The 915-nt window shown below is 60.2% G+C and carries 1 protein-coding gene; it reads left to right on the forward strand.

Annotation, left to right across the window (positions count from 1 at the left end; translation table 11 throughout):
• Positions 1-915, forward strand: a 915-nt coding sequence (locus ACF8GB_RS00045) for an immunoglobulin-like domain-containing protein (RefSeq protein WP_392526403.1), incomplete at both ends; no start/stop codon positions are given.

The raw sequence follows: 915 nt of genomic DNA on the forward strand, positions 1-915 counted from the left end.
AACTTCGAACAGCTGACCCCAAATCCAGCGGCTGCCGTTACTACGATTAATGACTCGATCGACACCACCACTGCTACGCTGACGGCTTCGCCAAGCGTGACCGAAGGTGGCGTGATCACTTACACCGTCACGCTGACCAACCCGGCTCAAACCCCAGTTACCGTGACCCTGTCCAATGGCCAGGTCATCACCGTTGAAGCAGGCAAGACCCAGGGCAGCATCGACTTCCAGACCCCGGCGAACGACGTCTATAACAACAACGGTGCGCCCGTTAGCGTGACCATCGACAGCGCCACGGGCGGCAACTTCGAGCAGCTGACGCCTAATCCGACGCCAGCTGTAACGACGATCAATGATTCGATCGACACGACCACTGCCACGCTGACGGCTTCGCCGAGCGTGACCGAAGGCGGTGTGATTACTTACACCGTGACCCTGACCAACCCGGCGCAGACCCCGGTGACCGTGACCCTGTCCAACGGTCAGGTCATCACCGTTGAAGCAGGCAAGACCCAGGGCAGCATCGACTTCCAGACCCCGGCCAACGACGTCTACAACAACGGCTCGACCGTTAGCGTGACCATCGACAGCGCCACGGGCGGTAACTTCGAACAGCTGACGCCTAACCCGACGCCAGCGGTTACCACGATCAACGATTCGATCGATACCACTACCGCGACCCTGACCGCGAGTCCTTCAGTCACCGAAGGCGGTGTCATCACCTACACCGTGACCCTGACCAATCCGGCTCAGACGCCGGTCACCGTAACCCTGTCCAACGGACAGGTCATCACCGTTGAAGCAGGCAAGACCCAGGGCAGCATCGACTTCCAAACCCCGGCCAACGACGTCTACAACAACGGCTCCACCGTTAGCGTGACCATCGACAGCGCCACGGGTGGCAACTTCGAGCAG

Source organism: Pseudomonas sp. xss_4 (genome assembly GCF_043104125.1).
Classification (GTDB): domain Bacteria; phylum Pseudomonadota; class Gammaproteobacteria; order Pseudomonadales; family Pseudomonadaceae; genus Aquipseudomonas; species Aquipseudomonas parafulva_B.